This is a genomic window from Mycobacterium sp. 1245499.0, from assembly GCF_001673615.1.
In the GTDB taxonomy this organism is placed as follows: Bacteria; Actinomycetota; Actinomycetes; order Mycobacteriales; family Mycobacteriaceae; genus Mycobacterium; species Mycobacterium europaeum_A.
The window spans coordinates 14,678-32,137 of record NZ_LZMG01000085.1; the positions used below are offsets into that span (position 1 = coordinate 14,678).

15 protein-coding genes and 2 pseudogenes are annotated in these 17,460 nt (G+C 69.5%); 12 read left to right on the forward strand and 5 right to left on the reverse strand.

Features of this window, described 5'->3' with window-relative positions; translation table 11 throughout:
- The first annotated feature begins 70 nt into the window (after positions 1-70).
- The 9 genes and pseudogenes from eccCa (at position 71) to A5646_RS29750 (ending at position 10,055) form a co-directional block, all read left to right on the forward strand.
- The gene (gene eccCa, locus A5646_RS04375) at positions 71-3,721 is read left to right on the forward strand and encodes a type VII secretion protein EccCa (protein ID WP_067020117.1); all 3,651 of its coding nucleotides are present in this window, start codon (positions 71-73) and stop codon (positions 3,719-3,721) included.
- Positions 3,718-4,947, forward strand: a complete 1,230-nt coding sequence (locus A5646_RS04380; protein WP_067020121.1) for a type VII secretion-associated protein — start codon at positions 3,718-3,720, stop codon at positions 4,945-4,947. The genes eccCa and A5646_RS04380 overlap by 4 nt, the downstream gene beginning before the upstream one ends.
- Before the next feature lie 44 nt (positions 4,948-4,991).
- Positions 4,992-5,306: a WXG100 family type VII secretion target gene (locus A5646_RS04385; RefSeq protein WP_066866283.1), complete on the forward strand. Its 315-nt coding sequence runs from the start codon at positions 4,992-4,994 to the stop codon at positions 5,304-5,306.
- Positions 5,307-5,315: 9 nt separating this feature from the next.
- The gene (locus A5646_RS04390; protein ID WP_156748984.1) at positions 5,316-5,618 is read left to right on the forward strand and encodes a WXG100 family type VII secretion target; all 303 of its coding nucleotides are present in this window, start codon (positions 5,316-5,318) and stop codon (positions 5,616-5,618) included.
- Between the two features lie 246 nt (positions 5,619-5,864).
- Positions 5,865-6,308: a 50S ribosomal protein L13 gene (gene rplM / locus A5646_RS04395; protein ID WP_066880449.1), complete on the forward strand. Its 444-nt coding sequence runs from the start codon at positions 5,865-5,867 to the stop codon at positions 6,306-6,308.
- A 95-nt stretch (positions 6,309-6,403) separates the two neighbouring features.
- Complete coding sequence (rpsI, locus tag A5646_RS04400; RefSeq protein WP_197497998.1) at positions 6,404-6,859, forward strand: 30S ribosomal protein S9; 456 nt, start codon at positions 6,404-6,406, stop codon at positions 6,857-6,859.
- A gap of 150 nt (positions 6,860-7,009) precedes the next feature.
- Entirely contained in the window at positions 7,010-8,356 is a 1,347-nt protein-coding gene (gene glmM / locus A5646_RS04405; protein WP_067020124.1) for a phosphoglucosamine mutase, read from the forward strand.
- 50 nt (positions 8,357-8,406) lie between these two features.
- Positions 8,407-8,730, forward strand: a complete 324-nt coding sequence (locus tag A5646_RS04410) for a hypothetical protein (RefSeq protein ID WP_067020127.1) — start codon at positions 8,407-8,409, stop codon at positions 8,728-8,730.
- A gap of 3 nt (positions 8,731-8,733) precedes the next feature.
- Positions 8,734-10,055: pseudogene (locus tag A5646_RS29750) on the forward strand (hypothetical protein).
- Positions 10,056-10,059: 4 nt separating this feature from the next.
- Here A5646_RS29750 and A5646_RS04420 read toward each other — a convergent pair.
- The 4 genes from A5646_RS04420 to A5646_RS04435 are packed head-to-tail and all read right to left on the reverse strand — an operon-like array spanning position 10,060 to position 12,586.
- On the reverse strand, positions 10,060-11,103 hold the full coding sequence (locus A5646_RS04420; RefSeq protein WP_067020131.1) for an LLM class F420-dependent oxidoreductase: 1,044 nt from the start codon (positions 11,101-11,103) through the stop codon (positions 10,060-10,062).
- A 38-nt stretch (positions 11,104-11,141) separates the two neighbouring features.
- Positions 11,142-11,492 carry an ester cyclase gene (locus A5646_RS04425; protein ID WP_066866316.1) on the reverse strand — a complete coding sequence of 117 codons (351 nt, stop codon included), beginning with the start codon at positions 11,490-11,492 and terminating at the stop codon, positions 11,142-11,144.
- A 31-nt stretch (positions 11,493-11,523) separates the two neighbouring features.
- Positions 11,524-12,363, reverse strand: a complete 840-nt coding sequence (locus tag A5646_RS04430) for a dienelactone hydrolase family protein (RefSeq protein WP_067020134.1) — start codon at positions 12,361-12,363, stop codon at positions 11,524-11,526.
- Between the two features lie 25 nt (positions 12,364-12,388).
- Positions 12,389-12,586 (reverse strand): Rv1535 family protein, encoded by a 198-nt coding sequence (locus A5646_RS04435; protein ID WP_067020137.1) that lies wholly within the window; start codon positions 12,584-12,586, stop codon positions 12,389-12,391.
- A 538-nt stretch (positions 12,587-13,124) separates the two neighbouring features.
- On the opposite strand from A5646_RS04435, the gene glmS reads away from it, so the two are divergent.
- The 3 genes from glmS (at position 13,125) to A5646_RS04450 (ending at position 16,806) form a co-directional block, all read left to right on the forward strand.
- A complete protein-coding gene (gene glmS / locus A5646_RS04440; RefSeq protein WP_067020140.1) occupies positions 13,125-14,999 on the forward strand; it encodes a glutamine--fructose-6-phosphate transaminase (isomerizing) in 1,875 nt (624 codons plus the stop codon).
- Between the two features lie 119 nt (positions 15,000-15,118).
- Positions 15,119-16,021: a DUF4436 domain-containing protein gene (locus A5646_RS04445; RefSeq protein WP_067020143.1), complete on the forward strand. Its 903-nt coding sequence runs from the start codon at positions 15,119-15,121 to the stop codon at positions 16,019-16,021.
- Positions 16,022-16,125: 104 nt separating this feature from the next.
- Positions 16,126-16,806, forward strand: coding sequence for a rhomboid-like protein (locus tag A5646_RS04450; protein WP_066866354.1), 681 nt, complete (start codon positions 16,126-16,128; stop codon positions 16,804-16,806).
- Between the two features lie 198 nt (positions 16,807-17,004).
- Here A5646_RS04450 and A5646_RS04455 read toward each other — a convergent pair.
- Positions 17,005-17,460: pseudogene (locus A5646_RS04455) on the reverse strand (NAD(P)H-hydrate epimerase); the annotation flags it as partial.

Genomic DNA, 17,460 nt, shown 5'->3' on the forward strand with positions numbered 1-17,460 from the left:
TCGGTGCTACTTACCGTCATCGCACCGGGAAGGGGATGAGGTGACCCAGAGTTTGCCGGCGGTGTCGGGGATGCCGGCCGCGGAGATCGTTGTTGACGCACCGCCGGGCCTCCCGCCCGCGGCAGCATCGGGCTTGTTGCCGCGGCTACTTCCCGTGGTGCTGTCCCTGGTGTGCATGGGCCTGATGGCCGCCGTGCTCAGTGCCGGGAACGGTCCGGCCCGCACTCCCATGTTTCTGGCATTTCCCGCCATGATGCTGGTCTCGGCCGTGCTGACCGCGCTGACCGGTGGCACCCGCCGTCGCGGCGGTGGCATCGACGCCGACCGCGACCAATACCTCGACTACCTGAGCGGGCTGAGCCGGTCCGTGTCCGAAATCGCCGCGGCACAGCATTACTCGTCGATCCGGGACCATCCCGATCCCGACACGCTGTGGACCTTGATCGGCGGTCCGCGGATGTGGGAGCGGCGACCGGACGGTGCCGAATGCGGTCTCGTGCGCGTGGGCGTTGGCCCCCAGCCGCTGGCTCGCCGATTGGTCGCGCCGTCGCTTCCTGCGCCGCAGCATCGCGATCCGGTCACCGCGCTGGCGCTACTGCGCTTCCTGGAGGCGCACGCGACGATCCGCGCTCCGGTCGTGATCGACCTTCGGGGCGGGGCAGTGGTGCGGGTCGACGGCGACCCGGCCGAGGCGCGCGGGTTACTGCGGGCGATTGTCTGCCAGCTCGCGGTGCTGCACGCACCCGATCAAGTCCTCATCGCCGCCGCCATCGACGGTGAGAACCGCGAGCGCTGGGACTGGTTGAAATGGCTGCCGCACAACCAACATCCGACCGATGCCGACGCGGTGGGCCCGGTGCGGATGGTCTATTCGGGTGGTGCGCAGGCGCGGCGCGCGCTCGCCGCGGTGCAAGGAGCCCACGTGGTGGTGGTCACCGATCTGGCCGACGGAACCGGCCCCATCGTCGGCGCGACCATCCTCGGCGTGGGCAACGCCCGCGAGGGCGCACCGCTGAGCATCGCGGCGCCGGACCCACCGGCGCCGGGATGGTGCCCCGACCAGATGTCGCCCATCGACGCGCTGGTTTGCGCCCGCCGGCTGGCCGGGTACCATCCGCACGCGGACAGCTCGAGGGGTGCGGGCCCCAATTGGCCGGAGCTGACGGGGCTTTCCGATCCCGACCGTTTCGACCCGGCCACGCTGTGGCGCGGTCAACGCCACCGCGACCGCCTTCGCGTACCGATCGGAATCACCGCGCAGGGTGCGCCCATCGAGCTGGACATCAAGGAGTCGGCCGAAGGAGGGATGGGCCCACATGGGCTGTGCATCGGCGCCACCGGGTCGGGCAAGTCGGAGCTGCTGCGGACCATCGCGCTGGGCATGATGGCCCACAATTCGCCGGAGGCGCTGAACCTGCTGCTCGTCGACTTCAAGGGCGGCGCAACGTTTCTCGACTATGCGAGCGCCCCGCATGTGGCGGCGGTGATCACCAACCTGGCCGACGACGCGCCGCTGGTGGCCCGGATGCGCGAGGCCCTGGCCGGCGAGATGAACCGCCGCCAGCAAGTGCTGCGGACGGCGGGCTGCGTCAGCGTCACCGCATACGAGCGCGTGCGGGCGGCCGGTGCGGCGTTGCCCCCGCTGCCCACGCTGTTCGTCATCGTCGACGAGTTCTCCGAATTGCTCAGCCAGCAACCCGATTTCGCTGACACGTTCGTCGCCATCGGCCGTCTGGGCCGGTCGCTGGGCGTGCACCTGCTGCTGGCCAGCCAGCGCCTCGATGAGGGCCGGCTACGTGGGCTGGACGCCCACCTCTCGTATCGACTCTGCCTGAAGACGCTGTCGGCCGCCGAATCCCAAACCCTGCTGGGCAACCTCGACGCCTACCGATTGCCAAGCGCCCCCGGTTGCGGCTTCCTGCGAGTGAGCGGCGGCGAACCGATTCGCTTCCAGGCCGCCTCCGTTTCGGCGCCGCTGCCCACGTACACGCCGGCTCGGGTCCCCGTCGCGACGGCCGGTGGCGTGCGGGTGTTCAGCACCGGCGCCACCGGTGCCGTCGCCCGGGCCGTCACGGCGAGGGGGAAGCCCGAAAGGAACATCTCGCACGCCGTCCTGGACCGGTTGTCCGGCCAAGGCCCGCCCGCGCACCGGGTTTGGCTGCCCCCACTCGGGCCGGCACCGGCGCTGCAGACCCTACTGGCCGACGCCGACCGCATGCCGGGACGCCTGACGGTGCCCATCGGCAGCGTCGACCGCCCCTTCGATCAGTGCCGGACACCGCTGATCGTCGATTTGTCCGGGGCCGCAGGCCACGTGGCCGTGGTCGGCGCGCCCCAAGCGGGAAAGTCGACGGCGCTGCGCACGCTCATCACCGCCCTGGCCGCCACGCACGATCCCGGGCAGGTGCAGTTCTACTGCCTGGATTTCGGTGGCGGGGCCCTGTCGACGGTGCACGCGCTGCCCCATGTCGGCGCGGTCGCCGGACGCGCGGATCCCCGGCTGGCCGGCCGGATAGTCGCCGAATGCGAGTCGGTCATTCGTCGCCGCGAAGCGCTGTTTCGGGAGCAGAGCATCGCCTCGATCGCCCAATACCGCCAGGGGCGCATGAGCGACGATCGGTTCGGCGACGTGTTCCTCGTCATCGACGGCTGGGCGAGCGTGCGCCAAGAATTCGAATCACTGGCGGAGCCGATCATCGCGCTGGCGGCCCACGGGCTTTCGTTCGGCGTGCACCTGGTGTTGTCGGCAACGCGGTGGGCCGAGGTCCGGCCTTCGCTGCGGGACCAGATCGGCAGCCGCATCGAGTTACGGCTGGGCGACCCCGCCGATTCCGAAATCGACCGCCGGGCCGCGCAGCATGTGCCGCGCGACAGACCGGGCCGAGGTCTTTCCCCCGAGGGCCTGCAGATGGTGATCGCCGCGCCCATCGCCGAGGTCCCCGCCGGTGCGTCGGTCGCCCCGCCGATACCGCTACTGCCCCTGCGGGTGGATCGCGAGGATATCGTTCGCGGATCGAAACCGGATCCGGGCGCGCCGATGGTGCTGGGTCTGCGAGAGCGGGAATTAGATTTGGTGGCAATCGATTTCGCGCGAGTGCCGCATCTGCTCGTGCTGGGCGACAACGAGTGCGGCAAGACCGCCACGCTGCGGACGTTGTGCCGGGAGATCGTGCGGACGAGGACGCCCACGCAGGCCCGGCTGTTGGTCGTCGACTTCCGCCGCACCCTGCTCGGTGTCGTCGAATCGGACCATCTCGACGGCTACGCGATGTCACCCGCCGCCCTGGCCGTATCGCTGCAAAACCTGCTCGAGTCGCTGCGGACGCGGATGCCGCCGCCCGACGCCAGCCAGGCCCAATTGCGCAGCGGCACCTGGTGGTCCGGACCGCAGCTCTACGTCATCGTCGATGACTACGACCTGGTCGCCACCCCGGCGGGCAACCTCCTGGGGCCGATCGTCGAATTCTTGCCGTACGCGGCGGATCTGGGATTGCATTTGGTCATTGCCCGGCGCAGCGGCGGCCTCGAGCGCGCGATGTTCGAGCCACTGCTGGCGAGCCTGCGCGACCTCGGTTGCACGACGCTGACGATGAGCGGATGCCCGGGCGACGGCGGGTCGTTCGGTTCCACTCAGTCGCTGAGATTGCCGCCGGGCCGCGGCGTGCTGACCACTCGCGGCGGTGGCGAAGAACTCGTCCAGGTCGCCTGGAGCCCGCCATGAACGAGCATCCCGCGATCGTCGAAGCCGGCCCGGGCACCATCCGCCGATTATGTTGCGCCACAGGCACTGTCGTTGATGCCGAGTCGCTCGACACCGTGCGGGCCGCGCTGGATGCGATAGACGACCGGGTGGCGCTGGTGGGGGAGCGCCCGGTGGCCGTTGACGCGCTGTGGGAAACCGCGCTGCGATCGGCAATCCGCGGGCACTGCGAGGCGCTGGTGGTCGTGCATCCGTCGTGGTGGTCGGCCGCGCGGGTGGGCGTGGTGCGCGCGGCCGGTGCCGCCGTGGCGGGCGAGGTCCGGACGCGTACGCGGTCGTCGCTGCTGATGCAGGCGTCCGGCGCCGCGCCGGACGCGACCGTGGTGGTCGAAATCGCCGAGCGACTGGTGGCGATCACCACCAGTGAGGTCACCGCCGTACCGCGCAATGCCGAACCGCAGTCCGTCGCCCACGACGTCGCGGACATCGTCGCCGGGATGGCCCCCGCGGCCGTGCTGATCGACACGCCGAGCACCGTCACCGGTGCGTCGGCGCTGGCGACGTTGATCGCCGACGCGGTGCGCGGAACCGGACCGGAAAGCCCGAACACTCACCAGATCAACGACATCCGGCTGGTCCGGCTCGCACGGCCCGCCCGCCCCGCGCGGGCTGCCGGCCCATCCGCCGGCGCCGTCCGATGGCGCGGTCGCACGCTGAGCGCGCTCGGGGCGGCCCTGATCGTCGTCGCCGCGGCGGCGCCGACGGCGCTGACCAGGGGCCGGCCCGGCGCCGCGGCGCCCAAACCGGTGGCAACCGCGCCCACAACCTTTCTGGTGGAAGGCCGGGTGGCGCTGTCGGTCCCGACGACCTGGTCGACGCAACGGGTGCTCAGCGGGCCGGGTTCGGCGCGCGTACAGGTCACGTCCCCGACGGATCCCGACGTCGCCTTGCACATCACCCAGTCCCCGGTAGCGGGCGAGACACTGAACGGCACCGCGGACCGGTTGAAGCGCGCGATCGACGCCGAGCCCCCCGGCGTATTCGTCGACTTCGACCCGTCCGCAACCAGCGCCGGCCGACCGGCGGTGACATACCGCGAGGTGCGCGCCGGCCATCAGGTGCGCTGGACCGTGCTGCTGGACGGCCCGGTCCGGATCAGCATCGGCTGCCAGAGCCGGCCCGGCGACGAGAACACCGTGCGCGATGCCTGCGAACGGGCGGTGCGATCGGCCCACGCGATCGGCTGAAAACTCGGTGGAACCAAAGGGCCACGGCGCAGGTCGAAATTGGTATGTCCGGAAATGCACTGAGCGCCGACTTCGACCTGATGCGGTCGGTCGCGGGTACCACCGACGTCCGCAACGAGGAAATCCGGGCGATGCTGCAGGCATTCGTCGGCCGCATGAACGGCGTGCCGCACTCGGCGTGGGGCGGGCTGGCGGCCGCGCGCTTCAAGGACGTGATGGACCGCTGGAACGCCGAGTCGCTGAGGCTCTACCACGCGCTGAGTACGATCGCCGACACCATTCGGCACAACGCCGCCACCCTGCAGGAGGCCGGCCATAACCACGCACACCACATCGCCGCCGCCGGCGGAAACCTGTGAGGAGAGAGGATCCCCGTGGACCCGGTGCTTTCCTATAACTTCGGCGAAATCGAACACTCGGTGCGCCAGGACATCCACGCCACGTCTGCCCGGTTCAACGCCGCGCTCGACGAGCTGAGCTCGCAGATCGCACCGCTGCGGCAACTCTGGACCAGCGAAGCGGCCACCGCCTACCAGGCCGAACAGCTGAAATGGCATCAGTCGGCGACGGCGCTCAACGAGATATTGGCCGAGCTGGGAAACGCGGTACGCGACGGCGCCGAAGAGGTGGCCAACGCCGACCGCCGGGCCGCCGGCAGCTGGGCGCGGTAGCGGCCGAAGGGACACCGCGCGGTTCGAGCCGCGCCGTGAGACTGTGTGGTCCTGACGGGGGAGAGCCGTCGGGACCACACAGTCATTTTGACCTGCGGGGACGCCGGTCGGTAAGCTGCTCCGTTGGCGTGCGGTACGCCGGGGCCTCGGGTCAATGTCGGTCGCCGAGACCAAGCCCTTACCGCGAACGCCTGACCGGCCCCCGGGTCATACCGGGATCCACCTCGAGAAAAGAAGGTAAGCGCTGTGCCTACGTACACGCCAAAGGCGGGTGACACCACGCGGTCGTGGCACGTCATCGACGCCACGGACGTGGTGCTTGGCCGCCTTGCCGTCGCGGCAGCCACCCTGCTGCGCGGCAAGCACAAGCCGACGTTCACCCCCAATGTCGACGGCGGTGACTACGTCATCGTCATCAACGCCGACAAGGTCGCGTTCAGCGGCCAGAAGCTGGACAAGAAGCTGGCTTACCGCCACTCGGGGTATCCCGGCGGTCTGAGCAGCCGGACGATCCGCGAGCTGATGGACAAGCACCCCGACCGGGTCGTGGAGGACGCGATCGTCGGCATGCTGCCCAAGAACAAGCTGGCCCGCCAGATCGCGCGCAAGCTGCACGTCTACGCCGGCCCGACGCACCCCCACGCCGCACAACAGCCCGTCCCGTACGAGATCAAGCAGGTGGCCCAGTGACCGAAACGACCGAGGCCTTGGAAAACCCCGAAAACCCCGAAAACCCGGAGAACCCGGACACCCCAGAAGTCGCAGAAGAAACAGTGGTCGCCGAGGTGACCGAGGCCCCGGTGGAGGCCTCCGAGACCGCCGAAGTCGCCGCGCCCGCCGAGTCCTTCGTCTTCGACCGGCCCATCCAGACCGTCGGCCGCCGCAAGGAGGCCGTGGTGCGGGTGCGCCTGGTGCCCGGCACCGGCAAGTTCAACCTGAACGGCCGGACCCTGGAGGGCTACTTCCCGAACAAGGTGCACCAGCAGCTCATCAAGGCCCCGCTGGTCACCGTCGACCGGGTGGACAGCTTCGACATCTACGCGCTGCTGCACGGCGGCGGTCCGTCGGGGCAGGCCGGCGCGCTGCGGCTGGGCATCGCGCGGGCGCTGATCCTGGCGCAGCCCGAGGACCGGCCCCCGCTGAAGAAGGCCGGCTTTCTCACCCGTGACCCGCGTGCCACCGAGCGCAAGAAGTACGGCCTGAAGAAGGCCCGCAAGGCGCCTCAGTACAGCAAGCGCTGATCGAGCGATCGCTATCCGGCCACAACTTGGCATCGCGGTGCACAAGTTGTGGCCGGTTGCGGCGTGTCTGCGCCCCGGCATGGCCGGTTTCATTCACAAAGGAACGGGCACGTTAGGTGCTAGCCCGACAACTGTGAGAGGTTTGTTCGCATGGGTCGACTATTCGGCACCGACGGTGTCCGTGGGGTCGCCAATCGCGAGTTGACCGCGGAGCTGGCGCTGGCGCTGGGTTCGGCGGCGGCGCGGCACCTGGCGAGCGCGCCGGCACCAGGGCGGCGGGTCGCGGTGATCGGCCGCGATCCGCGGGCCAGCGGCGAAATGCTGGAGGCCGCGGTGATCGCCGGGTTGACCAGTCAGGGCGTCGACGCGCTGCGAGTCGGGGTGCTGCCAACCCCCGCGGTCGCCTACCTGACCGGCGCTTACGATGCCGACTTCGGGGTGATGATCTCCGCGTCGCACAACCCGATGCCCGACAACGGCATCAAGATCTTCGGCCCCGGCGGCCACAAGCTCGACGACGGCACCGAGAATGACATTGAAGCGTTGCTGGCTGATGTCCCTGTCGATCCCGGGCTGCGCCCGGTCGGCGCCGGGATCGGGCGGGTGATCGACGCCGAGGACGCGGCCGACCGCTACCTGCGCCACCTGAGCAAGGCCAGCACCCTGCGCCTGGACGGCTTGACCGTGGTGGTGGACTGCGCCCACGGCGCGGCCTCCGCGGTGGCCCCGCGGGCCTACCGCGCGGCCGGCGCCCGGGTGATCGCCATCAACGCCGACCCCAACGGCCTGAACATCAACGACAACTGCGGGTCGACGCACCTGGATTCGCTGCGCGCGGCGGTCGTCGCGCACCGCGCCGACCTGGGCCTGGCGCACGACGGCGACGCCGACCGGTGCCTGGCCATCGACGCAGGAGGCAACCTGGTCGACGGCGACCACATCATGGTGGTGCTCGCGACGGCGATGCACGAGGCCGGCGAGCTGGCGTCCAAGACGCTGGTCACCACCGTGATGAGCAACCTGGGCCTGCACCTGGCCATGCGCTCGGCGGGAATCACGGTGCGCACCACCGGCGTTGGCGACCGTTACGTCGTGGAGGAGTTGCGGGCCGGCGACTACAGCCTGGGCGGCGAGCAGTCAGGGCACATCGTGATGCCCGCGCTGGGCTCGACCGGTGACGGCATCGTCACCGGCCTGCGGCTGATGAACCGCATGGTGCAGACCGGCTCGTCGCTGGCCGAGCTGGCCTCGGCCATGCAGACGTTGCCACAGGTGCTGATCAACGTCACCGTCGCCGACAAGGACACCGCCGCCAGCGCGCCCGCGGTTCAGACCGCCCTCGCGCAGGCCGAGGCCGAGCTGGGCGACACCGGCCGAATCCTGTTGCGCCCCTCAGGAACCGAACCGATGATCCGCGTCATGGTGGAAGCGCCGGAAAAGGACACCGCCGCGCGGATCGCCACCCGAGTCGCCGAAGCGGTCAGCGACGCGCTGTAGATCTCCTAACCCAGCGGAACCCCGCCGCGTCGGCGGGCGTCGGATAAGGCATGAAATCCGTTGGGGGAACACGACCCTTTGCCGTCACCCAGTTCGACGCGCCGGCCACACAGCGGGTCGCCAATCAATTCGCCATGGCGGCCGACTTCATCGACCGCGCGGTGAGCGATCACCTGGCCAGGCTGGCGTTCGGCGGGGCCGCCGCGGGGCGGGCGCACACCGCGCGCGGTGACGCCCTGCGCGTCGAAGTCGAGCGGCTGGTGGCGCAGGTGTCGCAGTGGGGGCGCGCGTCGGGGGAGATCGCCGTCGCGCTGCGGTCCAGCGCCGAACGCTACGCCGACGCCGACCTGTATGCCGCGGCGCGGATCGCCTAGCCGATGGCCGACCGGTTGGACGTGGCCGCCCGGCTCGCCGAGGGCCGGGATTTTGTCGAGCACACCCAGGCCTACGTGCAGGCCTGTCATGCGTTGGGCTACGAAAACGCTGATCTGACAACGCATCCCGCCCGCGTCCGGGAGTGGTATGCGGGCGAGGACGGCCTGGACCTGCGCGCGCTGGACCGCGACTGTGCGGAGCTGCGGGCGGCGGGCGTGGTGGCGGCCGAAGCGTTGCGCATGCAGCGCGCCCAGGTGGCCGAGCTGGCCGCGGCGTGGACGGGCCCGGGCGGGGACGCCGCGGTGCAGCTGTTGCAACGGCACTGCGACGCCGCGGACGCCGTTGCCAGCGAACTGCGCGCGGCGGCCCAACGGTACGAGTCACTCCGCGACAACCTGTGGTACCTGGTCGATTCGGAGGTGGCGACCGTCATCACCGTCGACGACCGGGTGCGTGCCCACCGGCCGGCATGGCTCGCCGCCGCTGCCGCCGTCATGGCCGGGGACCGAGACGGCCCGGCGGACGTGATCCGCCAACAGGTAATGCCCTACGTGGACAACGACATTCGCAACGACTGGTTGACCGGGGTGCGGTCGGCGTCGGACGGGGTCGACACGTCCTACGCCATGGTCATCGACAAGATGGCCGCCGTCCCGACGGCGCGCTTCGAATTTCCCGGTGATCTCGGAACCGGTGTTGCGCCGGTGCCGCTCGCCCCGCCGGCGCAACCCGCACCGACGTTGGCCGCCGCCGCGCCGCTCACCGCCGCGCCCGTACCGGTCACCGCCGCACCGGATTCGGTGAGTCCGGCGCCGGCGCCCGTCGCTGCCGCGCCGCCGCCTCCCGCGGACTGGGGCGCCGGGATCCGCGATGCCCTGGGCATGCCGGCGGACGGCCTGGGCGGACTCGGTGACCTGGGCGGCGGACTCGGTGGTGGCGATCTGGGCGGAGGGCTCGGCGGCGGTGGTCTCGGCGGTGGGGGCGGCGCGGCTTCGTCGACGGGCTGGGCCTGCCCATCCTCGGCGGCCTGGCCGGCGGGCGCGTCGTCGGCGGGCGCCTTGGCGTCGGCGTCCTCGAGATCTTCTGGGTGGAACGGGGTTTCGTCCAAGCCATCCTCGCCACCGTCGGTGAAGGGGTCCGCGCCGTCCGGCCCGTCACCCGCCGATCCAATCAGCCCGCCCACCGCATCGATGAGTTGGCCGGCCAGCCCGAGCAGCCCGCCCCCACCGCCGAGACCACCGCCGCCGAGCCGGCGCCGCAGGCCGACCAGGCGAAAACGCCATGCGAGATTGCCGCCGACCAGCTTCCGCAGGCGGGGCAATGACCGCTCAGACGGGCCGCAGCCGCAAAGCCTCCTCGACGAAGCGCATGGATTCGGCCCGGTCGGTGGACAGCGGGTTCACCAACAGCGTGGTCACCCCGGCCTGGGCGAAGGCGGCCATGCGTTCGGCGACGTATCCGCGCGGGCCGATCAGCGACATGCCGCGCACCAACTCGTCGGGCACCGCGTCGATGGCCTCCTGCTTGCGGCCGGACAGGTACAGCTCCTGGATCCGGTCGGCGACCTCGCCGAACCCGTAGCGCGTCGCCAGATTGTGGTAGAAATTGCGGCCTTTGGCGCCCATCCCGCCGATGTAGAGGCCCAGCTGCGGCTTGACCCAGGCCAGCCGCTCGTCGAGGTTCTCGCCGATGGCCAGCGACGCGTGCACCATCACATCGAGCGGCCCCAGCGCGGGATCGCGTTTGGCGGCACCGGCCGCCAGGGACTCGCCCCAGATCGAGTCGGCCTTGTCCGGCAGATAGAAGACGGGCTGCCAGCCCTCGGCGATCTCGGCGGTGAGCTCGACGTTCTTGGGCCCCAGCGCGGCGATGCTGACCGGAATGCGTTCGCGCACCGGGTGATTGATGAGCTGCAGCGGCTTGCCCAATCCCGTGCCGCGGTCCGCGGGCAGCGGCAGCTGATAGTGCTTGCCGTCGTACTGCACGCGTTCGCGCCGCCACACCTTGCGGCAGATCTCCACGATCTCGCGGGTGCGCCCGATCGGGGCGTCGAACGGGACGCCGTGGAACCCCTCGATCACCTGCGGCCCGGAGGTGCCGATGCCGAGGCGGAAACGCCCGTCCGACACGTAATCCAGCCCCGCGGCGGTCATCGCCAGCAGCGACGGGGTGCGGATGTAGATGGGCAACACCCCGGAGGCCAGCTCGACCGAGTTGGTCTTGGCGGCCAGGTATCCCAGCTGGCTGATCGCGTCGAAGGCATACGCCTCGGCCACCACCGCGACCTCGATGCCGGACTTCTCGAGTTCGACCACGCGATCCACGGCCTCGTGAAAGCCGCCCGAATAGTTCAGAGCGATCCCGATTCTCATCACTGACACTTACCACGCTGCCGCGCGGCCCAAGGCCGTCAGCCCGCCGAAGTGCCCGTCCAGTACTCCGCGAACCGCTGACCGTCGGCGGCGAGGCGCAGGATGTCGTTGCCGGTGAACGAGACCGGTCCGTCCGGGCCCAGGCCGGTGCCCACCCAGCGGCCCGCGACCAGGTCACCGTCACACAGCGGGCCGAGCTCGATGGCAAAACTCAAGTCCGAGAACATGTTTCGGGTCTGCTCGACCATCTGTGCGAGCTCCTGGGGTCCGCAGACCTCCCGGCCCGGCCAATGACCCACGAAGTCGTCGGTGACGATCTCGGGCGCGATGGGCGCGCCGTTCCACAGCTCGATGATCCAGCGGTCGTAGAGCGCTTGCACGGTCGACATACGGGGCAATTACCCCGTCGGCCACGCCTTCTCACTTCAGCAGGGCGACGATCTTGTCTTCCGTGGGAATCGCTTCAGCCTCGGGGTCGATCGCGTCGGTGCGCGGCAGGTGCACGTCGGGGTCGGCGAAGTCACGGTACTTCTTGTCGCCGGCCAGCGCATACAGCAGGTAGCCGGTCAGCAGCGCCCGAACCGACCGCTGCGTGCGCCGGTGCGGTCCGGCCAGGCCCACCACCTTGGTCAGCCGTCGTCCCTCGACCAGGCCACCGGGTTCGGCCTTGCTGACGATGCGCAGCGTCGCCGCGTCCCACACGTCGGCGAGCGGCCACGCATGCGAGTTCAGGGCTTTCGGATCGCCCGGCGCGGCGAAGATCACCCCGGGAACCTGCAGCGTCGCGGCCGGCTGCTGGGCCGGCGGACTGGTGACGCTCGGAAAGATCGCCGCCACCGCCACGGGCTTGGCCGGCATGCCGGCCGCGGCGAACACCGCCGCCGAGCCGCCGAAACCGTGACCGGCCACGCCGAGCTTGGCCGGATGCACGCTGATCTTGCCGGGGCCCAGGCGCACGCCCGAGACGATGTCCAGGGCGGTGCCGAGATCGAAGGCGAAGTTGAGCACCGACGGCGCCAGGCCGCGCTGGGTGTCGGGCGCGCCGGCCACGATGCCCCACGACGCGAGGTGCTCGAGCAGGTTCGAATACCGGGCCGCACCGGCGAGCCAATCGTGACCGAACGCCACCCCGGGCAGATTCAGCCCCTCCTCGGGGGTGTACACCACCCCCGGCAGCCCGGCAAAGGCCAGGTCACCACGCAAAACCCGATGCGGACCACGGCGGCTGAGAGCTGCGACGAGCTTGCGGATGCGGGCCACGCGTTGACGTTAGCGCATCCTTCGGCTAGGCCCTGACCTCGAGGACACCCACCCGCCACAGCGCCGCGTAGAGCTGATGCAGCGGGATGGACAGCAAGCGGGTGGTCATGGCCATCAAGGGGTCCGCGGGACCGGCCGACGGCCGCCGGCGCGGCGAGGCCGGTTGCGTGGCTGCCGACGCCGTCGCGGCGGGCACCACGTCGTCGTAGCGAACTGCGGTCATGATTGCCTCCCATGGCGCCCGGCGGGCGGTCGGAGAAAGTTACGCATCTCAATACGACCCGTTGCACAATTCCCGGTTAACAACCACTGACAACAAAAATTCATTGCTCGGCTAAAAGCGTGGTCCCAGGTAGCCAGATCATCTGACTGATACCGAATGAAATCCCTACTGCAAACGGATGACCGCGGCTGCGTGGCCGACAAGCTGTGCGATCGTGATCGGTCTGGCTTCAAGCAGCTCGTCCTTCCGCGGCTTTCCGGTTATTTCCATCCTTTGCTGACATTTCAAATATTAGGGCGATGTGTCCCGCGGACGTTGGTCCGACACGAAACCGTCACAAATACACCGGGTGAAAAATGTTCCCGCCGTTTATGACGGTTGAGTGAATGGCGGAGGTGCCCAGGGCGCCGGGCTCATGCGCGGCGGAACCAGAACCGGCGGTAGGGCAAGGTCACAGCCGGCCCTTTGCGCAGGTGGGCGGCCCAACCCCGGCCGCGGAGTGCGGGGTCGGTGCCGCGCCTGCACTACCCTGTTCAGAATGTGCGGAATCGTCGGCTATGTCGGGCAGCAGCCCGCCTGCGAGGTCGTCATGGCCGCGCTGCGCCGGATGGAGTACCGCGGCTACGACTCGTCGGGCGTCGCCCTGGCCAATGGTGACGGCACGCTGACGATCAGCCGTCGCGCCGGCCGGCTGGCCAACCTGGAAGAGGCGGTCGCCCAGATGCCGCCGTCGTCGCTGACCGGGACCACCGGCCTGGGCCACACCCGGTGGGCCACCCACGGTCGTCCGACCGACCGCAACGCGCACCCGCACCGCGACGCCGCCGGCAAGATCGCCGTGGTCCACAACGGCATCATCGAGAACTACGCCAACCTGCGCCACGAACTAGAGGCCCAGGGCGTCGAGTTCGCCAGCGACACCGACACCGAGGTCGCGGTGCATCTGGTGGCGCAGGCGTATCGGCACGGCGACACCGCGGGCGATTTCGCCGCGTCGGTGCTCGCGGTGCTGCGCCGCCTGGACGGCCACTTCACGCTGGTGTTCGCCAACGCCGACGAACCCGGCACCATCGTCGCCGCCCGCCGCTCCACCCCGCTGGTCATCGGCATCGGCGAGGGCGAGATGTTCGTCGGCTCCGACGTGGCGGCGTTCATCCCGCACACCCGCAACGCCATCGAACTCGGCCAGGACCAGGCCGTGGTGATCACCGCGGACGGTTACCGGATCACCGGCTTCGACGGCAACGAGGATTTGGGGCCCGGGGCATACCGCGAGTTCCACATCGATTGGGACCTGGCCGCCGCCGAGAAGGGCGGCTACGAGTACTTCATGCTCAAGGAGATCGCCGAGCAGCCCGCCGCGGTGGCCGACACCCTGCTGGGACACTTCGTCGACGGCCGGATCGTCCTCGACGAACAGCGCCTGTCCGATCAGGAACTCCGCGAGATCGACAAGGTGTTCGTGGTCGCCTGCGGCACCGCCTATCACTCCGGGCTGCTGGCCAAGTACGCGATCGAGCACTGGACGCGGCTGCCGGTCGAGGTCGAGCTGGCCAGCGAATTCCGGTATCGCGACCCGGTTTTGGACCGCAGCACCCTGGTGGTCGCCATCTCGCAGTCCGGCGAGACCGCGGACACGCTCGAGGCGGTCCGGCACGCCAAGGAGCAGAAGGCCAAGGTGTTGGCCATCTGCAACACCAACGGCTCGCAGATCCCGCGCGAGTGCGACGCCGTGCTGTACACCCGCGCCGGCCCGGAGATCGGGGTGGCCTCCACCAAGACGTTTCTGGCGCAGATCACCGCCAACTATCTGGTGGGGCTGGCGCTGGCGCAGGCCCGGGGCACCAAGTACCCCGACGAGGTGCAGCGCGAATACCACGAGCTGGAAGCGATGCCGGACCTCGTCGCGCGGGTGATCGCGACGATCAAGCCGGTGGCCGCGCTGGCCTACCAGTTCGCCCAGTCCCCGACGGTGCTGTTTTTGGGCCGCCACGTCGGCTACCCGGTGGCGCTCGAAGGTGCGCTGAAACTCAAGGAATTGGCCTACATGCACGCCGAGGGGTTCGCCGCCGGTGAGCTCAAGCACGGCCCGATCGCGCTGATCGAGGACGATCTGCCGGTCATCGTCATCATGCCGTCCCCCAAGGGGTCGGCCGTGCTGCACGCCAAGCTGCTGTCCAACATCCGCGAGATCCAGGCGCGCGGCGCGATCACCATCGTGATCGCCGAGGAAGGCGACGACACCGTGCGCCCCTACGCCGATCACCTGATCGAAATCCCGTCGGTGTCAACGCTTTTGCAGCCGCTGCTGTCGACCATCCCGCTGCAGGTGTTCGCCGCGTCGGTCGCGCAGGCCCGCGGCTACGACGTGGACAAGCCGCGAAACCTGGCCAAGTCCGTCACCGTCGAATAGGCGCGGAGCAGCTCGCGCCGCTTCCTCCGTATCACCGGCGAATACGCAGCCGATCCATTAGATTGCCCTGGAAAGCTTTTGCGGCAGGTGGGTTGGGCTACGTCCGTACGGGAGGAAGTATGCGATCGGCCGGCACGAAGTACGGCGTCGTAGGTCTTGTCGTCCTCATCCTCGCGGCATACGTGGTAGCCGTCGCGATGTACGCGCAGAGCGGTACCGGACGACGTCTGGACGTCGCCGCTCCGGCCGTCGACGGCGACAAGCCGTCGGCGACCATCAACGTCGAAGACATCCAGTCCAACAACAGCGTGCTCGCCGTCAACCTGGCATTCAATCCCGGATCGGCGTTGCTGGACCCGAAAACCCACCACCTCAAGGACGATCTGAGCCTGCGCGTGCGATCCTCGGCGATGCCGTCCCGGCACACCTGGACCAAGGGCATGCTGCCCGGCCTGATGGCGGTCCCGCTGACCATCGCGGGCCAGATCGAGCGGTGGCCCTTCGACCAATATCGCTCGGGGCCGATCGAAGTCGAAATCTTCTACGGCCCGGACACCGACCGGGCGCCCGACCATGTGCCGGTGACCTTCGTCGACCACCTGTCCGGGTGGCGGCTGTCCGCCACCAGGTCCCAGGCGGACGGTCCCTACCGGCTGAACGTGCGGCGCTCGCTGAGCACCGCGGCGTTTGCCATCGTCATCCTCGGCGTGCTGATCACGATCGCCAGCCTGGCCCTCGTCGTGGCGATTCAGACGGCGCGCGACCGGCGGCCGTTTCAGCCGCCGATGACGACCTGGTACGCGGCGATGCTGTTCGCGGTGGTGCCGCTGCGCAACGCGCTACCCGGCTCGCCGCCGTTCGGCAGCTGGGTCGACATCACCGTCGTCATCTGGGTGCTGGTCGCGCTGGCGGTCTCGATGATTCTCTACATCGGCTGCTGGTGGCGGCATTTGAAGCCGCCGCCCGCCGCCGCACCGGCGGTATCGGCGCCCGTACCGGCGGAACCGGCACCGGTCAAGTAGCCGGACGCCGGCGGCGTGTTTGCCGCCGAAGCTGTCCGGCGCCGCGTCCCGCGTGCGAAGGTTGAGTCGTGGCGCATCCATCGGTTCGCAGGCGAGTGCGCAGCATGACGCTGGCGGTCTGGCACTACGTCACAAGCGCGCCGCTGACCTATGGCTGGTTGTTGGTGTTGATGATCACCACGATCATCCAGACCCATCTCACCGGCAGGGAGCTGCACTCGGTACTGCTGCACCGCTCCACCAACATTCACGAACTGGGCAGGGATCCGCTCGATGTCCTGTTCTCCAGCCTGCTGTGGATCGACGGCAAGAACTTCGAGCCCTACCTGCTGCTGTTCACCCTGTTTCTCGCGCCGGCCGAACACTGGCTCGGCCAGCTGCGCTGGCTCACAGTGGGATTGAGCTCGCACATCCTGGCCACCTACATCAGCGAAGGCATCCTCTACTTCGCGATCGAGGACCATGACGCCCCGCAACGGCTGGTGCACGCCCGCGACATCGGGGTCAGCTATTTTCTGGTCGGCGTGATGGCCGTGCTGACCTACCACATCGCCCGGCCATGGTGCTGGGGCTATCTCGGGGTGCTGTTCGTCATCTTCGGTTTCCCGCTGATCACCATGGGTAACGAACTGAACTTCACCGCCATCGGGCACTTCACCTCGATTCTGATCGGCCTGTGCTTCTACCCGATGACGCGCACGCGTTCCAAGGGCAGCCGGCAGCTCGGTCCGGCGCGCCTGCGGGGCATCGTGCGCCGCCGCGTGCCGCCGGCCACCCCGAGCTGATGCCGGCGCCCGCGCGCAACCGAAAAACCGTGGGCGCCAAGCCCCCGCGACGGTGCCACGTAATCTGACTCTGATGCGGCATTACTACTCGGTAGACGCGATCCGCCAGGCCGAAGCGCCACTGCTGGCCAGCCTGCCCGACGGCGCTTTGATGCGACGCGCGGCCTACGGGCTGGCCACCGAGATCATCGGCGAGTTAGCGGCGCGCACGGCGGGGCCGGTGATCGCGCCGGTCGCCGCGTCGATGCCGCTGGGGATGTCGACGGCGATCACCGGGATTCGGGCATCGTTGACGGCGGCGAACACCTCGGCCGCGGCGGGCCGCAGCGCTCCGGAGCCGGAGATGCCCACCACGCCGTCGATGACGAGATCGGTTGTCGGCGAGACGCTTTCGACGACGCGACCGCCGGCCTTTCGGAACGCCGCCAGGCCTTTGCGGTGGGTGCGCTCCGGGTTGAGCAGGATCGCGTCGGCGGCCGCGCCGCGACGGCACAGGAAGGTGGCCGCCCACAACGCGTCTCCGCCGTTGTCTCCGGAGCCGACGACCGCGCACACACGTCGCCCGGTTACCCCGCCGGTGCGCGCCGCTAACTCGCCGATGATCTCGGTGGCCAGCCCGTAGGCCGCGCGTCGCATCAAAGCGCCGTCGGGCAG

What these genes read in the sequence shown, in the direction of transcription:
- eccCa (WP_067020117.1), top strand. Translation starts at nt 71, where the DNA reads ATGCCGGCCGCGGAGATCGTTGTTGACGCACCGCCGGGCCTCCCGCCC.
- A5646_RS04380 (WP_067020121.1), top strand. Translation starts at nt 3,718, where the DNA reads ATGAACGAGCATCCCGCGATCGTCGAAGCCGGCCCGGGCACCATCCGC.
- A5646_RS04385 (WP_066866283.1), top strand. Translation starts at nt 4,992, where the DNA reads ATGTCCGGAAATGCACTGAGCGCCGACTTCGACCTGATGCGGTCGGTC.
- glmM (WP_067020124.1), top strand. Translation starts at nt 7,010, where the DNA reads ATGGGTCGACTATTCGGCACCGACGGTGTCCGTGGGGTCGCCAATCGC.
- A5646_RS04410 (WP_067020127.1), top strand. Translation starts at nt 8,407, where the DNA reads ATGAAATCCGTTGGGGGAACACGACCCTTTGCCGTCACCCAGTTCGAC.
- A5646_RS04420 (WP_067020131.1), bottom strand. Translation starts at nt 11,103, where the DNA reads ATGAGAATCGGGATCGCTCTGAACTATTCGGGCGGCTTTCACGAGGCC.
- A5646_RS04425 (WP_066866316.1), bottom strand. Translation starts at nt 11,492, where the DNA reads ATGTCGACCGTGCAAGCGCTCTACGACCGCTGGATCATCGAGCTGTGG.
- A5646_RS04435 (WP_067020137.1), bottom strand. Translation starts at nt 12,586, where the DNA reads ATGACCGCAGTTCGCTACGACGACGTGGTGCCCGCCGCGACGGCGTCG.
- glmS (WP_067020140.1), top strand. Translation starts at nt 13,125, where the DNA reads ATGTGCGGAATCGTCGGCTATGTCGGGCAGCAGCCCGCCTGCGAGGTC.
- A5646_RS04445 (WP_067020143.1), top strand. Translation starts at nt 15,119, where the DNA reads ATGCGATCGGCCGGCACGAAGTACGGCGTCGTAGGTCTTGTCGTCCTC.
- A5646_RS04450 (WP_066866354.1), top strand. Translation starts at nt 16,126, where the DNA reads ATGACGCTGGCGGTCTGGCACTACGTCACAAGCGCGCCGCTGACCTAT.